Raw genomic sequence first — 16,919 nt, 5'->3', positions numbered from 1 at the left:
CCGGACATGCGGGGAACATGATGTTTCGCCTGATAGCAGCTCTTCGGAAAGAAAAGACCCGGTCGATCCGGTGGCGCGCGGCCCTCGTCGCGCCCGCCGCGCTCGTCGGTCTTCTCGTGGCCGATGCGGCCCTTGCCGACACGCGCACCGCGGTCGTGCCCAAGCGCATCATCTATCCCGGCGAGGAGATCCAGGCGGGACAGCTCGAAGTGGTCGAGGTGACCAACCCGAACATCGTCAAGGGCTTTGCCCAGAATGTCGACGAGGTCAGCGGGCTCGTGACCAAGCGCACGCTGCTGCCGGGTCGCGTCATCCTCGTCTCGGCGCTGCGCGAACCCTTCCTCGTGTCACGCGGCACGACCGTGCAGATGGTCTTCGACAACGGCTCGCTCGTCATCCGGGCGTCCGGCACCCCCTTGCAGGATGGTGCCGCCGGCGAACTGATCCGCATCCGCAACAAGGATTCGGGCGTGACCGTCTCCGGCACGGTCATGGCGGACGGAACCGTGCATGTGGTGGCGAAATGATGCGTAACCTCTTCTCCCACGCCCTTGCCATGATCGCCTGCCTGCTGCTCGCGGCAGGCCCGGCGCTGCCGGCCGCTCGCATCAAGGATGTCGCCTCGCTCCAGGCCGGCCGCGACAACCAGCTTATCGGCTACGGCCTCGTCGTCGGCCTCCAGGGCACCGGCGACAGCATGCGTTCGTCGCCGTTTACCGAACAGTCCATGCGGGCCATGCTGCAGAACCTCGGCATCTCCATGGTCGGTACGCAGACGCGGGCGAAAAACATCGCCGCTGTGCTCGTCACCGCGACGCTGCCGCCCTTCGCCAGCCCCGGCAGCCGCATTGACGTGACCGTCGGCTCGCTCGGCGATGCGTCGTCGCTGCGCGGCGGCACGCTGGTCATGACCTCGCTGTCGGGCGCCGACGGCCAGATCTATGCGGTCGCGCAAGGCTCGATCGTCGTCACCGGCATCAGCGCCGGCGGCGAGGCCGCGACTGTGCAGCAGGGCGTCACCACCGCCGGCCGTGTGCCGAACGGCGCGATCATCGAACGCGAGCTTCCCTCGCGCTTCAAGGATTCGTCCGATCTCGTCCTGCAATTGCGCAACCCCGACTTTTCCACCGCCGTCGGCATGGCTGACGCGATCAACCGCTACGCGGCCGCGCAATACGGTTCGCCGATCGCCGAATCGCGCGATTCGCAGTCCGTCTACATCGCAAAGCCGAAAATGGCCGACCTCGCGCGCCTGATGGCCGATATCGAAAACCTCGTCGTGGAGACGGACGTGCCGGCGCGCGTCGTCGTCAACGAACGCACGGGAACGATCGTCATCGGCCAGGATGTGCGCATCTCGCCCGTCGCCGTCAGTTACGGCACGCTGACCGTGCAGATCAACGAGATGCCGAAGGTCGTACAGCCGGAACCCTTCTCCAGGGGCGAGACGGCGGTCGAGCCGAACACGGATATCCTCGTCCAGCAGGACGGCGGTACGGTCGCGCTGCTCGACGGCTCCAGCCTGCGCTCGCTCGTCTCCGGACTGAACAGCATCGGCGTCAAGCCGGACGGCATCATCTCGATCCTCCAGAGCATCAAGACCGCAGGCGCCCTCCAGGCAGAACTGGTGTTGCAATGACCACCATATCGACCCTTACCGCCGTGAAGACGCTGGCGCGCAAGCTCGCGCTACCGATGGCGGGTTTCGTCCTGATGGCCATACCCGGCGCCTTCGCCGAAGAGCGCCCGGTCATCATGACGACCAAGGCGACCGCCGACGAGATCCGCGAATTCTGCACCAACATCGCGGATGCGGCGCGCGACCAGCGCTATCTCCTCCAGAAGCAGGAGCTGGAAAACCTCCAGAAGGGCGTCGACGAGCGCATCAAGACGCTAGAGGCCCGACGGGCGGAATATGAGGACTGGTTGAAACGCCGCAATGACTTCCTCAAGATGGCAGAGGGCGGCCTCGTCGAGATCTACCGCAAGATGAAGCCGGATGCGGCTGCCGGCCAGCTCGCCGAGATCAACCCGGAGATCGCCTCGGCGATCATCATGAAGCTGCCGCCGCGCCAGTCGAGCACCATCCTTGCCGAAATGCCGGCCGATAAGGCCGCGCTGCTTACCCGCCTTATTGCGATTGCGGGCGACCCGAACACGTCAAAGGACCCGTCATGAAGAAGACCGCCTCAGCACTCGCCGTCGCGCTGGCTTTGTCGAGTTGCTCCAGCCAGGCCTTGAACGAGATCGGCAAGGCGCCGGCGATGAGCCCGATCGGCAGCGGGCTGAACTATGCGGAAACCCCGCAGCTTGCCATGTATCCGAAGCAGCCGCGCACGGCGGTGTCCGGCTATTCGATCTGGAGCGACCAGCAGTCGGCGCTCTTCAAGGATTCGCGCGCCTTCAAGATCGGCGACATCCTGACCGTCAACATCCGCGTCAACGACCGGGCGACCTTCGACAACAAGACTGACCGCTCGCGCACCAACAAGAGCGGCATGAATCTCGGTTTCGGCGGCTCGGGGAACAATTTCAAGACTGATACGGAAGCCGACCTGAACTACGGCTCGTCGACCAGCACCAAGGGCGATGGCACGACGGAGCGGTCCGAACGGTTGAACCTGCTCGTCGCCGCGGTCGTGACGGGCGTGATCGAGAACGGCAATCTCCTGATCAGCGGTTCGCAGGAAGTGCGCGTCAACCACGAGCTCCGCATCCTGAACGTTGCCGGCATCGTGCGCCCGCAGGACGTCGATTCCGACAACCAGATCGCCTACGAGCGCATCGCGGAAGCCCGCATCTCTTACGGGGGCCGCGGCCGCCTGACCGAAGTGCAGCAGCCGCCATGGGGCCAACAGGCCGTCGACCTGCTCTCGCCGATCTGACGCCAAACCCTAGCAACCCGGAAAGAAAAGCATGGCGGACGAAGCGGAAGTCGTCGAGGAGAAGAAGAAGCCCTCGCTGGTCATCACCATCGCGGCAATCGCGGTGCTGACGGTCCTGGCGCTCGGCGGCGGCTGGCTCGTCGGCAACATGCTGGCCCCGCCGCCCACCGATAAGCCGGCGGAAGAGGTCGCGGCAGCCGAGGCCGCCGCTGGCGGAGACGGCCATGGCGGCGGTGCGGAAGGCGATGCGGCGGAGGCCGTGCCGCATATCTCCACTCCGGCGAACGGAGTCGTGCTGCTCGACCCGATCACCAGCAATCTCGCCTATCCCTCCGACAACCGCGTGCGCCTCGAAGTCGCGCTGATGTTCAAGGGCGTTCCGGACGTGGTTCTGGCCGAAGAAATCCACCAGGACATCATGGCCTACATGCGCACGGTCTCGCTCCAGCAGGTGCAGGGACCCCGCGGTTTCCAATATCTCCGGGAAGACCTGCAGGAGCGGGTTGACCTTCGGTCCGAAGGGCGCGTAACCAACGTCATGTTCCGAAGTTTTGTGATCGAATGATTCGAGCCCTTCTGACCTTCGTCGCCATGATGGCGATGACCGGTGCGGCCTACGCCCAGCAGCAGTTGCAGCTGCCGGGCGATCTCCTTAACGCGCCCATCGATGGCTCGGTCGCGTCCTGGATCATCCGCACCTTCGGGCTTTTGACCGTCCTTTCGGTCGCCCCCGGCATTCTCATCATGGTGACGAGCTTTCCGCGTTTCGTCATCGCGTTTTCGATCCTGCGCTCCGGCATGGGGCTTGCCACCACGCCGTCCAACATGATTCTCGTGTCGCTCGCGCTGTTCATGACCTTCTACGTCATGGCGCCGACCTTCGACCGCGCCTGGCAGAACGGCGTCGAGCCGATGATCGCCAACCAGATCGACGAGACCGAAGCGATGCGGCGCATTGCGGAACCGTTCCGCGAATTCATGGTGGCCAACACCCGCGACAAGGACCTCGAGCTCTTCATCTCGCTTGCCGAAGAGCGTGGCCAGACGGTCGTCCAGAACAACATCGCGGACCTGCGCGTCGTCATCCCGGCCTTCATGATCTCGGAAATCCGACGCGGCTTCGAAATCGGCTTCCTGGTCGTGCTGCCCTTCCTCGTCATCGACATGATCGTCGCCACCATCACCATGGCCATGGGCATGATGATGCTGCCGCCGACCTCGATTTCGCTGCCCTTCAAGATCCTGTTCTTCGTGCTGATCGACGGCTGGAATCTGCTCGTCGGAAGCCTCGTCCGCTCCTTCAGTTAGAGCTCATTAACCATATCATTTTACCCGCTGTTTACCCTGTTTTTCAACGGGTTGCGGCCGCTTGCTCGATTTAAGAAGTTGGCAAGGATTGGCTGCGAGGTTGGGGCTCACACGACGGGTTTGGTATCCCTTCAGAGCCCTGAAGAAACCGAGTTGGCATGATGCCGAACCGCCGTAACCGGTAAGTTTTCAGTCCGGTATGTCCCCACCAGTATTTTGTAAAAAAAGGGACAACTAGAATGGCGAGCATTCTCACCAACACGTCTGCAATGGCAGCTCTCCAGACGCTGCGTTCTATCGGCAACGACATGGAAACGACGCAGGGCCGCATTTCGTCCGGCCTGCGCGTTGGCAGCGCCTCGGACAACGCCGCTTACTGGTCGATCGCGACCACCATGCGCTCCGACAACATGGCTCTTTCGGCCGTATCCGATGCGCTCGGCATGGGTGCCGCCAAGGTCGATACCGCCTATGCCGGTATGGACGCCGCTATCGAGGTCGTAAAGACGATCAAGACCAAGCTCGTTGCCGCTTCCGAAGAAGGCGTTGACAAGGCGAAGGTCCAGAAGGAAATCACCCAGCTCCAGGAACAGCTCCTGAACATCGCGGAATCCGCATCGTTCAACGGCGAAAACTGGATTGCCGGCGCTGCTGGCGACAAGACGGTCGTTTCCGGCTTCGTTCGCTCGGCTGACGATGGCGTCTCCGTCAAGACGACGACCTACACGCTCGACACCGGTGCGACCGGCAACGTGCTGTTCGGTCACGATGGCACCGACGTCGACACCAGCGCTGGTATCCTCGGCACCGCAGGCACCGAAGGCAACGAAGTCTACACGCTCGACATCAGCGCCATGGACGGCGACGCCCTCGCGGGCGCACTCTCCGACGTTGAAGACGCGCTCAGCGCAATGACGGACGCAGCTGGTACGCTCGGCTCGATCTCCATGCGCATCAACCTGCAGGACGACTTCCTTTCGAAGCTCTCCGACACGATCGACCAGGGCGTTAGCCGCCTTGTCGACGCCGACATGAACGAAGAGTCGACCCGCCTCAAGGCGCTCCAGACCCAGCAGCAGCTGGCCATCCAGGCGCTTTCGATCTCCAACGGCGAATCGCAGAACATCCTGTCGCTCTTCCGTTAATCGACCATCGGGGGAAGGCGCGGAGGCTGACCGCACCCCATCCCTACAAAGAACCGCACCCGGCAACGGGTGCGGTTTTTTGCTTTTTATTCCGCGCTAAAGACTTCCTTAACCTTAATGCGGTTTTCTGTGCTCATCGAAACGGTGGGTTAACCAAGAAACTTAACCGGTTAGCAGGCATGATGCTGACCACCGTTACCCGGCGACCCCGGAATGTCCCTTCTCCCAGTTTCAGCCACTCAAGGGGCACCTTAGACATGACGAGCATTCTGACGAACATTGCGGCAATGACCGCACTCCAGACCCTGCGTTCCATCGGCAGCAACATGGAAGAAACCCAGGCCCGCGTTTCGTCTGGCCTGCGCGTCGCTGGTGCAGCCGACAACGCCGCCTATTGGTCGATCGCGACCACGATGCGTTCCGACAACATGGCGCTTTCCGCTGTTCAGGACGCCCTCGGCCTCGGCGCCGCCAAGGTAGACACCGCTTATGCGGCGATGGACTCGGCGATCGAAGTCGTCAAGGAAATCAAGTCCAAGCTTGTTGCCGCCACGGAAGAAGGCATCGACAAGGCGAAGATCCAGGAAGAACTCACCCAGCTTCAGGATCAGCTGCGCAGCATTGCAGAATCGGCTTCCTTCTCGGGCGAAAACTGGGTTGCCGGCGAAGATGCCGTCGAAAAGTCCGTCGTTTCGGGCTTCGTCCGCGCCGCTGACGACACCGTCTCGGTCAAGACGACCACCTACACCTTCAACTCCGCCGCCGACGGCAACGTCCTCTTCGGCCATGATGGCACCGACATCGACTTCGCCGCCGGTATCCTCGGTACGGCCGGCGCCGTTTCCGGCACCGCCGTCATCGACATCGAACTCGACGACACGATGACCCCGGCCGATATCGGCGAGTTCCTCTCCGACGTCGAAACGTCGCTCTCGGCAATGACCAGCGCAGCCGCCGAGCTTGGCTCGATCTCGATGCGTATCGGCCTGCAGGAAGACTTCGTTTCCAAGCTCACGGACTCGATCGACAGCGGTGTAGGCCGCCTCGTCGACGCCGACATGAACGAAGAATCGACCCGCCTGAAGGCCCTGCAGACCCAGCAGCAGCTCGCCATCCAGTCGCTGTCGATCGCCAACTCCTCTTCCGAAGGTATCCTCCAGCTCTTCCGTTAATCGGAAAGCGAGGCTTAATCCTTCAAGTCCATCAGAAGGCCCCGGTTTTCCGGGGCCTTTTTCTTTGTCCTAAAGCGGCGACCGCAGGAAGTTCGACATGGCGGCGTCCTCCGCCCTGCGGGCGAGATAGAGCCGGGCCGTATCGAGCGCCTCGCGGATCGTCACATCCATGTCGAGATAGCGGTAGGTGCCGAGCCGCCCGACGAAGGTGATGCCCGCTTCCTGTTCCGCGCGTGCGACATAGTCGGCAAGCTGCGCCTTCTCCTCGACGAGGCGGATGGGATAGTAGGGGATGTCGTCGGCCTCGCAGGCCCGCGAGAATTCGCGGTAGCAGACGGAGCCCGCATGCTCTTCCCAGGGCGAGAAATGTTTGTGCTCGGTGATGCGCGTATAGGGCACCGACACGTCGCCATAGTTCATCACCGCGCAACCCTGGTAGTCGCCGTCATAGGTGAAGCGCTCGAAATCCAGTGTGCGGTAGCCGAGCCGGCCGAGTTCGTAGTCGAAATAGCCGTCGAGGGGGCCGGAATAGAAGACGTGGGCGAAACCCTCCGTCTGGTCGCGCCGGAAGCTGGTTTCCAGCGTCACCCCGATATTCGGATGGTCGAGGATGCGCTCGATCATTTCGGTATAGCCGGTCTCCGGCATGCCCTGGTATTTGTGGAAGAAATAGTTGTCTTCGTAGTTGAAGCGCACCGGCAGCCGCTTCAGGATCGAGGCTGGAAGCTCGGTCGGCGAACAGCCCCACTGCTTTTGGGTATAGCCCTTGAAAAAGGCCTCGTAGAGATCGCGGCCGACGAATCGCAGCGCCTGTTCCTCGAAGCTCTGCGGATCGGTGATCGTCTTGTCCCCCTGGTCTTCCAGGAAGGCGCGCGCCTCGTCGGGCCTGAACGTCTTGCCGAAGAACTGGTTGATCGTGTGCAGGTTGATCGGCAGCGAATAGACCTGGCCGCCGCTCGTCGTCTTCACGCGGTTCTTGTAGGGCATGAAGGTCTGGAAGCCGTTCACATAGTCCCACACCTCGGTATCGTCGGTGTGGAAGATATGCGGCCCGTAGATATGCACCATCACGCCGGTCGCTTCGTCGCGCACCGTGTGGCAGTTGCCGCCGATATGATTGCGCTGATCGATGATCTCGACCCGGTAGCCCGCATCGGCGAGTTCCCGGCCGATGACGGCGCCGGACAGTCCGGCGCCGACGATGAGGATTTTTTCTTTTACGCGCATGCATCCCGTCCTGCGTTCTCACGTTTGGCGCGCTCGCGGCCGGAGGTTAACCGGCCGTCTGCCAGAGGCGCGCGTCCGGATAGAGGGGAGCATGCTCGTTGAGCGCAACGAGTTCGGCCCGGTAGCGCTGACGGTAGGCCTCGTCGGTCTCGAATTCGATGCCCGCAGCCGCAAGCTCGGCCCCGACCTCGTAATAGACGTCGAGGTTGCGCAGGTCCGGCACCGGCAGTTCGCCGCGTTCCGCATCGCCCTGCATCTGCCAGTACAGTTCTTCGAGTCGGCGCGCGAGGCGGTCCATGTCGCGCAGCGCACAGGTCTCGCGCTGGGCCTGGAGCGATTGCCGGACCGCCGCGAGGCTCGCCGGATTCCGGGCGAAGGCGATGGCCTTCTGCACATAGGCGTCCGGGTCGGCGCAGACCAGTTCGGGAATGCCGGCCGCCGTGACGATGCTGCCGCAGAAGCGCGACGCAAAGCTCTTGCCGGACACGGTCAGCACCGGCAGGCCCTGGGTGATGGCGTCGGCAGCCGTGGAATGCGCGCCGTAGGGGAACGTGTCGAGGAAGAGGTCGGCGAGGCCGATTCGGGCCAGATGGTCCGGGTTCTGCGCCTTGCCGGCGAAGATGATTCGTTCCGGCGCGATGCCGCTCTGCGTCGCGAGCTGCTTGAGCCGCTCGTTGACGCTGTCGTCACCGGCCAGCAGCCACAGCACGCTGCCCGGCGTGGCGGTGAGGATGCTCATCCAGCGCTGGAAGCAGGGGGCGGTGATCTTCTGCATGCCGTTGAAGCTGGCGAAGACGAAAGCGTTTTCCGGCAGGCCGACGGCCGAGCGCATCGGGCGCGGCGAGACCAGGCGTTTGCGGTCCACCGGCTGGTTGCAGGGAATGCGCAGGACCTTCTCGGTGTAATAGATCTCGTTTTCCGGCGGCACGATGTGCTCGTCGGCGATCATGTACTGGTGATAGGGGCTCGCAACTGTGCCCGGATACCCGCAGAAGTTGACAATGACGGGCGCCGGCCGGTAGGCGAAAATCTTCGTGCGCGCGTGTTTGGTATAGCCGTTGACGTCGACGAGCACGTCGATCTGGTCGGTCGCGATCAGGCGCGCGGCGTCCAGATCGCTGAGCGGGCTGATATCGCGCCAATGGTCGACCGCCTGCTTGATTCGCGCCTGCGTCTTGTCGATCGGCGCCGGCTCGCCGCAATAATAGGCGAAGATCTCGACCGACGACTTGTCGTGCAGTTCGAGCACTTCGCTGAGCGCGAAGCCGACGGCGTGCTGGCGCAGGTCCGAGGAGACGTAACCGACGCGCAGCCGCTCTCCGGTGCCCGATTTCTGGCGCACCGGCTTGCGCACGAAGGCCTTGAGATCGGCCGGCCGGCCGACGGCCGTCTGCGAGTAGCGATAGGCTTTCGCCATGTGGAAGAACGGGTCGTCGGTGTAGCAGGCGATGGTCATGGACGACATGGCATCCATGAACTGCCGCGGCGTAATGTGCAGCGACGAGGAGACGATCGGCCACTTGCACTGGCGCATCCGCAGCGAAATCCAGTGCTGCGCGGCTTCCGTGCGCGTCGGCAACAGTTCCATGGCCTGCCACAGGGCTGCCTCGGCTTCTTCCAGATGGCCAGTGCCTTCGAGAACGCGGCCGATATGCTGCAGGCTGAGCAGCCGGTTGTTGATCCGGTCCGGCGTCACGTCCGCCGTCGTGTCGACGAAGCCGCGCCATTGCTGCACGGCCTGCCCGACCAGCCCGCAATCCTCCAGCGTCCGGCCGAGATTGATATGGGCTTGGCCGAATTGCGGGTTGATGCGGATGGCCGCGCGAAGCGCGTGAATGGTTCCCGCCGCGTCGCCGGCGCCCGAAAGGGAAACCGCGTAGTTGAAATAAGCCAGATGCAGCAGCGGGTTGGTGTCGTTGAAGGCGATCCAGGTCTTGTAGAGCTCCACCGCATGCGCCCTGTGCCCGCCCGCGCTGAGGCTTTCCGCGCTCTGGAAGAGCTCCGAAAGCGAAAGCTGCTGGTTGCGGGCCCGACCCATCAGGTGGAGGAGGGGTGCATTCGGATCTGCGTGAATGGGGGTGCTGACGGTCATGGACATCCTGCGGCAACGGCTGTTGAACGGTTCGCAAAAGAGCTCGTTCGCCTTGCTACAGGAACAGACTTGCGTCGGGCTGGTCGTTTCCGGCGGTCCGCAACTCCGAAAAACGGACGCAAAAAAAGCGGCGCGGTGTGAACCGCGCCGCCTCATGTCAGGCCGAGATGTTCGGCTTAGACGTCGTTGTAAGCCGCGATGACCGCTTCGACCTGCGCGCTGTTCAGGGCGCCGATCTGCTGGCTGGTGAAGGCGCGGGCCTGGTCGGAGGTGAGGCCTGCGATGTCGTCGGTGGACAGACCCGAGAGAGCCTTGACGCCGATGGCTGCGATATCAGCCGTCGAGAAGGTGGCGATCTCGTCTGCGTCCATCGCTGCGATTGCCGAGGAGCTCAGGGCCGCGATCTGGCCGGGCGTCAGGGCTTCGACCTGTTCGCTCGTCAGGGTCGCAATCTGGCTGCTGGTGAAGGCAACGATCTGCTTGCTGTTGAGAGCCGCGACCTGGTCGGTGCTCAGCGCTGCGACCGTGTCGGTGGACAGGCCGGAGAGCTGCTTGGCGGTCAGGGCGTTGATCTGGCTCGTGCTCAGTGCTGCGACCTGGTCGGTCGAGAGACCGGAGATCTGGGCGCTGCTCAGGGCGGCGATCTGCTTGCTGTTCAGAGCAGTGATGTTGTCGGTGGTGATACCGGCAAGAGCACCCGAGGAGAGACCGGTCAGAGCCTTGACGCTGATGGCGGCCAGCTCATCCGTGGTGAAGGTAGCCAGTTCGTCCGAGCTGATCGTGGACAGTGCCGAGGAGCCGAGAGCTGCGATCTGCGAGCTGGTCAGCGCTTCGATCTGTTCGGAGGAGAACGCCTCTACCTGACCGCTGGAGAAGGCAACGATCTGCTTGCTGCTGAGGGCGGCAACCTGATCGGTGCTGAGGGCTGCGACGGTGTCGGTAGCGAGGCCCGAGAGCTGCTTTGCCGTCAGAGCCGAGATCTGGGTGGTGCTCAGAGCTGCAACCTGATCGGAGGAGAGACCCGAGATCTGGCTGGTGGAGAGAACCGCGATCTGCTTGCTGTCCAGGGCCGTGATATTGTCGGTGGTGATACCGGCAAGAGCGGCGGAGGAGAGACCCGAGAGGGCCTTGACGTTGATGGCGGCCAGCTCATCCGTGGTGAAGGTTGCCAGTTCGTCGGAGCTGATGGTGGACAGTGCCGAGGAGCCGAGGGCTGCGATCTGCGAGCTGTTCAGCGCTTCGATCTGTTCGGAGGAGAGAGCCTCTACCTGCCCGGAGTTGAAGGCGATGATCTGCTTGCTGGTGAGGGCGGCGACCTGGTCGGTGCTGAGAGCGGCGACCGAGTCAGTGGAGAGACCGGAGAGCTGCTTCACCGTCAGGGCGACGATCTGGTCGGTGGAGAGTGCGGCAACCTGGTCCGACGAGAGGGCTGCGAGCTGGTCGCTGCTGAGAGCGGCGATCTGCTTGCTGTTCAGGGCCGTGATGTTGTCGGTGGTGATACCGGCAAGAGCGGCAGAGGAGAGACCGGACAGAGCCTTGACGCTGATGGCGGCCAGTTCATCGGTGGTGAAGGAAGCCAGTTCGTCCGAGCTGATGGTGGAGAGTGCCGACGAGCCGAGCGCTGCGATCTGCGAGCTGGTGAGAGCTTCCACCTGTTCGGAGGTGAGGGCTTCGACCTGGGCGCTCGTGAAGGCGACGATCTGCTTGCTGGTGAGGACGGCGACCTGGTCGGTGCTCAGAGCGGCGACCGTGTCGGTAGAGAGGCCAGCGAGCTGCTTTGCCGTCAGGGCGACAACCTGGTCGGTGCTGAGAGCGGCAACCTGGTCGGACGAGAGGCCCGAGATCTGGCTCGTGGAGAGAGCGGCGATCTGCTTGCTGTTCAGGGCAGTGATGTCGTCGGTCGAGATGCCGGCGAGGGCATCGGAGGAGAGACCCGACAGAGCCTTGACGCTGATGGCGGCCAGTTCATCCGTGGTGAAGGTAGCCAGTTCGTCCGAGCTGATGGTGGAGAGTGCCGACGAGCTGAGAACCGAGATCTGCGTGCTGGTGAGAGCTTCGACCTGTTCGGAGGTGAGGGCGGCCATCTGGGCGCTGGAGAAGGCGACGATCTGCTTGCTGCCGAGAACGGCCACCTGGTCGGTGCTGAGAGCGGCGACCGTGTCGGTGGAGAGGCCAGCGAGCTGCTTTGCCGTCAGGGCGACGACCTGGTCGGTGCTGAGAGCAGCAACCTGGTCGGACGAGAGGCCCGAGATCTGGCTCGTGGAGAGAGCGGCGATCTGCTTGCTGTTCAGGGCAGTGATGTTGTCGGTGGTGATGCCGGCGAGAGCGGCGGAGGAGAGACCCGACAGAGCCTTGACGCTGATGGCGGCCAGTTCGTCGGTGGTGAAGGTTGCCAGTTCGTCCGAGCTGATCGTGGCAAGTGCTGCCGAGCCGAGGGCTGCGATCTGCGAGCTGTTCAGGGCTTCGATCTGTTCCGACGTCAGGGCTTCGACCTGGGCGCTGGAGAAGGCGACGATCTGCTTGCTGCCGAGGACGGCCACCTGGTCGGTGCTGAGTGCTGCGACGGTGTCGGTGGTGAGGCCGGAGAGCTGCTTTGCCGTCAGGGCGACAACCTGATCGGTGGTGAGCGCTGCAACCTGATCGGAGGAGAGGGCTGCGAGCTGGTCGCTGCTGAGAGCGGCGATCTGCTTGCTGTTCAGCGCGGTGATCTTGTCGGTGTCGAGGCCGGCCAGCGCGTCGGTCGTCAGGCCTGCGAGAGCCTTGACGCTGATGGCGGCAATTTCGTCGGTGGTGAAGGTTGCGAGCTCGTCAGAGTTGATGGTGGTGAAGGCGTCATAGCCGAGAGCGGCAATCTGCGCGCTGCTCAGCACGTCGATCTGGTCGGTCGTGAAGCTGTCGACCTGGGCGCTGCTGAGTGCGCTGATCTGCTTGGAGTTGAGGCCGCTGATATGGCCGGATTCGAGTGCTGCGAGCTGCGATGCGCTGAGGCCTGCGAGTGCGCTGACGGCGATCGCGCCGATCTGGTCCGAATTGAAGGCCAGAAGGCTGTCGCTCGAAAATGCGTTGACCTGCGAGGAGCTGAGTGCCGCGATCTGCGTGCTGTTCAACGCCTGTACGTCTTCGGAGTTGAGGAGCTGGATTGCCGCGGAGGAAAGGTTTCGGATCTGGGTGACGGTAAGATTTGTAACGATTGAAGTCATGAACGCGCGCCCTTGATGGTTGGCTGTCCACAAACGTCATTGCCCTGCGAACGGCCTGGAAAGGATCGGCACGATCCCTTAAGGCACGCTCAGCACGTCCTGCGCTTGCTGCAGCGTTGGACGTCCGCGGACCCGCCATTGACTTCGCAATTCGGGTGTCCTGTCGGACGATAACTTTGTTTTCATGGAACATGACTCGAACGAGCCAGCGTATCGGAAGGGCATCATGCTTCCGGAGCCTAATGGCGGCTCCGATCCCCACGCCAGTTGTTGCAAGTACCGATAATGGGTAGAACTCTCGCAACTAGGGAAAGTTCTAAGCAGGAAGTTCTAACAATGCGTTAACAGGTTGCAACAGTTCCACGCAATACAAGCGCGGAGCGCCTGAAAACGGTGCAAATTTTGCCGGATCGGTACAGGGCCGTACCATACTGGGGCGAAGGTTGCCTTCTTCCTCTGCGTCTTATGGTTGAGTGGCGTCGTATCCTGGCTAGAAATAGCCATCGCCCACTTACGCTTTTTTCACCTTCCTTTATGAAGTCTTAACGGCGTTAACCATTTGTTAACCATTCGCCGTTAACTCTTCATTAAGAACGATGAACTGGCGCCCAGGGCAAAACAGCGGCGCCGGATGCATGAAGCCCCTTCGTCGTTACCGGTCCCCGCCCACTCCGGCATGTCCCCGACAATCCTTTATCAGGGCAAATGCCAATGACCAGCATATTGACCAACTCCGCCGCCATGGCGGCGCTGCAAACCCTCCGTTCCATCGATACGGGTCTCGAGACGACCCAGGCACGCGTTTCGTCGGGCCTGCGCGTCGAGACCGCCGCCGACAACGCCGCCTACTGGTCGATCGCCACTACGATGCGCTCCGACAACCGCGCGCTTTCGACCGTCGCCGACGCACTCGGCCTCGGCGCCGCCAAGGTCGACACCGCCTATACCTCGCTTGAAAACGTCATCGAGGTGATGAGCGAGATCAAGGCGAAGCTGGTGGCCGCGCGCGAACCGGGCGTCGACAAGAACAAGATCAACGACGAAATCACCGAACTGAAGAACCAGCTCGTCTCGGCTGCCCAGTCGGCATCCTTCTCGGGCGAGAACTGGCTCTATAATACTGGTACCGACGCGCTCGGCATCAAATCCGTCGTCGCCTCCTTCGTGCGCACCGCCAGCGGCAACGTCAAGGTCACCACGCTCGACTTCGACACGGAGACGTCCGTGCTGATCGACATCGAGGACCCCGAGCGTGGCTTTCTCACCAGGTCGATCGACGCCAGCGAACTGACGGACGACGGGGCAGGCCCCCCGCGCTACTACTATCTCATCGATATGGGTGGTGCATCGCCAGCCGACACGGCGATCTCGATCCAGGACGATCCGGACGGAACGTTGACGACCACCTACGAAGAACTCGACGACATGATCAGTGTCGTCGACAAGATCATCAAGGACCTGACGAACTCCGCTTCCACGCTCGGCGCGATTACCAAGCGCATCGGCATGCAGGAGAGCTTCGTCGCCAGCCTCAACGACGTGATCGACAAGGGCATCGGCCGTCTCGTCGATGCCGACATGAACGAGGAATCGACCCGCCTCAAGGCGTTGCAGACCCAGCAGCAGCTCGGCATCCAGTCGCTGTCGATCGCCAATTCGAGTGCCGAAAACATCCTCCAGCTCTTCCGTCAGTAAGAGCAGGCAGGTTTTCTCATCCGCCCGGCCGCTGGTCATCGGCCGAGGCGGGCGGTTGGGCCGCGCTATTTGCCCTGGCGCGGCCCAACACCCTTTCATCTTCATCCTCGCACAAGTTTGAACCCCTAGGCTCAATGGCACGATCAGGAAGATTGTGCGCCTTTCGCGACCCGAAAGGTGCTTGTTGTCCGAGGAGACAGGTCAGCGGTGGTGTCAGGTTCCAGTGTTTTCGAGAGCGAGCGTCGAAACGGCCCACGGGGTTCCCGTCGGGTCCTCTCTTCGTTCGTCCGGCACGCGGCAGGGCGGGAGGGCGCGGCATGAGTGTGCAACTCGCCCGTTACCTCAAGGATTTTGGCGCACCGCCGCGCGCCAGGGCGCCCGCCTTTTCGTCGCCTTCCATGGGTGAGGCCGAGGGTGGCGCTGCCGTTCCGGCCTTCGCGATGCCGCCGCCGGAACCGCCGGTCGACCTTGCCGCCGAACGCGCCGAAGCTTTTGCGGAAGGCCGGGCGGAAGCCGAGGCGGAGCTTGTCGCAAAACACGAGGCGGATATCGCCGCCTTGAAGGCAGAGCACGAGGCCGAACTCGACGCGCTGAAGATGCGCTACGAGCTGGACTATGCCAGGGCGCTGGCCGAGCGGTTTTCCACGCTGACCGGCGAAGTTGCCGATCGCGTCGCCGCCCAGACGGCCGAGGTTCTGGCGCCGGTCATGAGCGAGATCCTGACGACGGGTGCCGTCGCCGACCTCGCCCGCATGATCGCCGAAGGCCTCAAGGCCGACGAGGGCATGGCGATCACGGTGAAGGGGCCGTTCAACCTCTTCGAACAATTGCAATCGCATTTCGACGAGCCCGCGCCGGTCTTCCGGCATGTCGAGATGCAGGATGTCGATCTGACGGTGGAGTTCGGCGAAACCGTCCTCGTAACGCGGATGGCAGCCTGGGCTGATACCGTACGCAAGGTGCTTGCATGAGCGAAGGCGAAAATCACCACCACGGAAAGAACGAGATCATCATCGTCAAACGCCATGGCGATCATGAAGGCGACCACCATTCGGCCGCCTGGAAGATCGCCTATGCCGACTTCATGACCGCGATGATGGCGTTCTTCCTCGTCATGTGGCTCGTCAATGCCGCCAACGAGAAGACGCAGGCCTCGGTCGCGTCCTATTTCAACCCGATCAAGCTGACCGACGACAAGCCGGCCGACAAATCGGTGAAGAAGCCGGCCAACAGCGCCGAAGGCGAGGCCACCCAGGACAAGTCCAAGGAGCAGGGCCAGCAGCAGGCAAGCGGCAACGGTGCCGAAAGCGGCAAGGACGAGAAGACGACGGCCGGCGAGGAATCGCAATATTCCGAGGCCAATTTCTTCGAGAACCCCTATTCCGTGCTTTCCGAGATCGCGCAGGAAGTCGGCCAGCAGGCCAATGTCAGCGCCAAGGGTGAGGGCGGTGCGGCGACCTCCGGTCCCGCCACCGGCGCCAATGGCGGCGAAGCCTATCGTGACCCGTTCGATCCGGATTTCTGGACGCAGCAGGTCGAGGTCTCGCAGGCGACCGATGCCGGCAGCGAAGGCAAGACCGCCCAGCAGATAGCGGCCGCCAGCGACGACACGGTGAAGGAAGCGCTCGAAAAGGAAGAGGCCGAAAAGGCTGCGGCCGCCAAGGCCAAAGCGGAAAAGGCCATTGCCGAGGAAACCAAGGCCAACGAAGACGAGGCCAAGTCCGCCGAGGAAAAGAAGGCGGACGAGCTGAAGAAGCAGATCACCGAACAGATCGGCACGCTCGGCAAACTGGCGGAAGGCCTGACCGTGATCCCGGCCGAGGGCGGCCTGCTCGTCAGCCTCACCGACCAGCTCGACACGCCCATGTTCAACATCGGCTCGGCGCTGCCCAAGCGCGAGATGGTGCTGGCCATGGAGAAGATCGGCAAGATTCTCGAAGCCCGGCCCGGCGCGATCGCGATCCGCGGCCATACGGACGCCCGCCCCTTCGCCGGCGGCAAGAACGACAACTGGCGCCTGTCCATGGAGCGTGCCGAGAGCGCCTATTACATGCTGGTGCGCGGCGGGCTTGAAGAGAAGCGCGTGAGCCAGGTGACCGGCTTTGCCGATCGTCGCCTGAAGGTGCCGGACGATCCGATGGCCGACGCCAACCGACGCATCGAAATCCTCATCCAGGCCGAGGGCACCTGACGCC

At 62.9% G+C, this 16,919-nt stretch carries 14 protein-coding genes; 11 read left to right on the top strand and 3 right to left on the bottom strand.

The genetic code is table 11. From position 1 onward, the window contains the following. Positions 1–17: 17 nt before the first annotated feature. From flgA to GB927_RS29170, 8 genes are all read left to right on the top strand, one after another. Positions 18–527: a flagellar basal body P-ring formation chaperone FlgA gene (gene flgA, locus GB927_RS29205; protein WP_256120740.1), complete on the top strand. Its 510-nt coding sequence runs from the start codon at positions 18–20 to the stop codon at positions 525–527. After that, a complete protein-coding gene (locus tag GB927_RS29200; RefSeq protein ID WP_439615090.1) occupies positions 527–1,639 on the top strand; it encodes a flagellar basal body P-ring protein FlgI in 1,113 nt (370 codons plus the stop codon). The genes flgA and GB927_RS29200 overlap by 1 nt, the downstream gene beginning before the upstream one ends. Beyond that, a complete protein-coding gene (locus GB927_RS29195; RefSeq protein ID WP_256120739.1) occupies positions 1,636–2,178 on the top strand; it encodes a MotE family protein in 543 nt (180 codons plus the stop codon). The genes GB927_RS29200 and GB927_RS29195 overlap by 4 nt, the downstream gene beginning before the upstream one ends. Continuing rightward, positions 2,175–2,885, top strand: a complete 711-nt coding sequence (gene flgH, locus GB927_RS29190) for a flagellar basal body L-ring protein FlgH (protein ID WP_256120738.1) — start codon at positions 2,175–2,177, stop codon at positions 2,883–2,885. The genes GB927_RS29195 and flgH overlap by 4 nt, the downstream gene beginning before the upstream one ends. A 31-nt stretch (positions 2,886–2,916) precedes the next feature. Further along, the gene (locus tag GB927_RS29185) at positions 2,917–3,450 is read left to right on the top strand and encodes a flagellar basal body-associated FliL family protein (protein ID WP_256120737.1); all 534 of its coding nucleotides are present in this window, start codon (positions 2,917–2,919) and stop codon (positions 3,448–3,450) included. Continuing rightward, on the top strand, positions 3,447–4,193 hold the full coding sequence (gene fliP / locus GB927_RS29180; RefSeq protein ID WP_256120736.1) for a flagellar type III secretion system pore protein FliP: 747 nt from the start codon (positions 3,447–3,449) through the stop codon (positions 4,191–4,193). The genes GB927_RS29185 and fliP overlap by 4 nt, the downstream gene beginning before the upstream one ends. 239 nt (positions 4,194–4,432) lie before the next feature. Continuing rightward, complete coding sequence (locus tag GB927_RS29175) at positions 4,433–5,338, top strand: flagellin N-terminal helical domain-containing protein (RefSeq protein WP_256120735.1); 906 nt, start codon at positions 4,433–4,435, stop codon at positions 5,336–5,338. Positions 5,339–5,595: 257 nt separating this feature from the next. After that, positions 5,596–6,510, top strand: a complete 915-nt coding sequence (locus GB927_RS29170; protein ID WP_256120734.1) for a flagellin N-terminal helical domain-containing protein — start codon at positions 5,596–5,598, stop codon at positions 6,508–6,510. Positions 6,511–6,579: 69 nt separating this feature from the next. Here GB927_RS29170 and glf read toward each other — a convergent pair whose 3' ends face one another. The 3 genes from glf to GB927_RS29155 all read right to left on the bottom strand — a co-directional run bounded on the left by glf (position 6,580) and on the right by GB927_RS29155 (position 13,029). Beyond that, positions 6,580–7,737: a UDP-galactopyranose mutase gene (gene glf / locus GB927_RS29165; protein ID WP_256120733.1), complete on the bottom strand. Its 1,158-nt coding sequence runs from the start codon at positions 7,735–7,737 to the stop codon at positions 6,580–6,582. Positions 7,738–7,783: 46 nt separating this feature from the next. Then, positions 7,784–9,829: an O-linked N-acetylglucosamine transferase, SPINDLY family protein gene (locus GB927_RS29160; RefSeq protein WP_256120732.1), complete on the bottom strand. Its 2,046-nt coding sequence runs from the start codon at positions 9,827–9,829 to the stop codon at positions 7,784–7,786. A 176-nt stretch (positions 9,830–10,005) separates the two neighbouring features. Beyond that, positions 10,006–13,029 (bottom strand): beta strand repeat-containing protein, encoded by a 3,024-nt coding sequence (locus GB927_RS29155; RefSeq protein WP_256120731.1) that lies wholly within the window; start codon positions 13,027–13,029, stop codon positions 10,006–10,008. 711 nt (positions 13,030–13,740) lie between these two features. Between GB927_RS29155 and GB927_RS29150 the strand changes: the two genes are divergently transcribed. The 3 genes from GB927_RS29150 to GB927_RS29140 all read left to right on the top strand — a co-directional run bounded on the left by GB927_RS29150 (position 13,741) and on the right by GB927_RS29140 (position 16,915). Further along, on the top strand, positions 13,741–14,724 hold the full coding sequence (locus tag GB927_RS29150; protein ID WP_256120730.1) for a flagellin N-terminal helical domain-containing protein: 984 nt from the start codon (positions 13,741–13,743) through the stop codon (positions 14,722–14,724). Between the two features lie 317 nt (positions 14,725–15,041). After that, positions 15,042–15,695 carry a hypothetical protein gene (locus GB927_RS29145; RefSeq protein WP_256120729.1) on the top strand — a complete coding sequence of 218 codons (654 nt, stop codon included), beginning with the start codon at positions 15,042–15,044 and terminating at the stop codon, positions 15,693–15,695. Further along, a complete protein-coding gene (locus GB927_RS29140; protein WP_256120728.1) occupies positions 15,692–16,915 on the top strand; it encodes a MotB family protein in 1,224 nt (407 codons plus the stop codon). Before GB927_RS29145 ends, GB927_RS29140 begins: the two co-directional genes overlap by 4 nt. Positions 16,916–16,919 lie beyond the last annotated feature (4 nt).

Origin of the sequence: Shinella lacus, from assembly GCF_010994755.1 — a bacterium.
GTDB classification, from domain to species: domain Bacteria; phylum Pseudomonadota; class Alphaproteobacteria; order Rhizobiales; family Rhizobiaceae; genus Shinella; species Shinella lacus.
The sequence above is the reverse complement of the archived record's forward strand: the minus strand, read 5'-3'. Positions and strand labels throughout refer to the sequence as shown.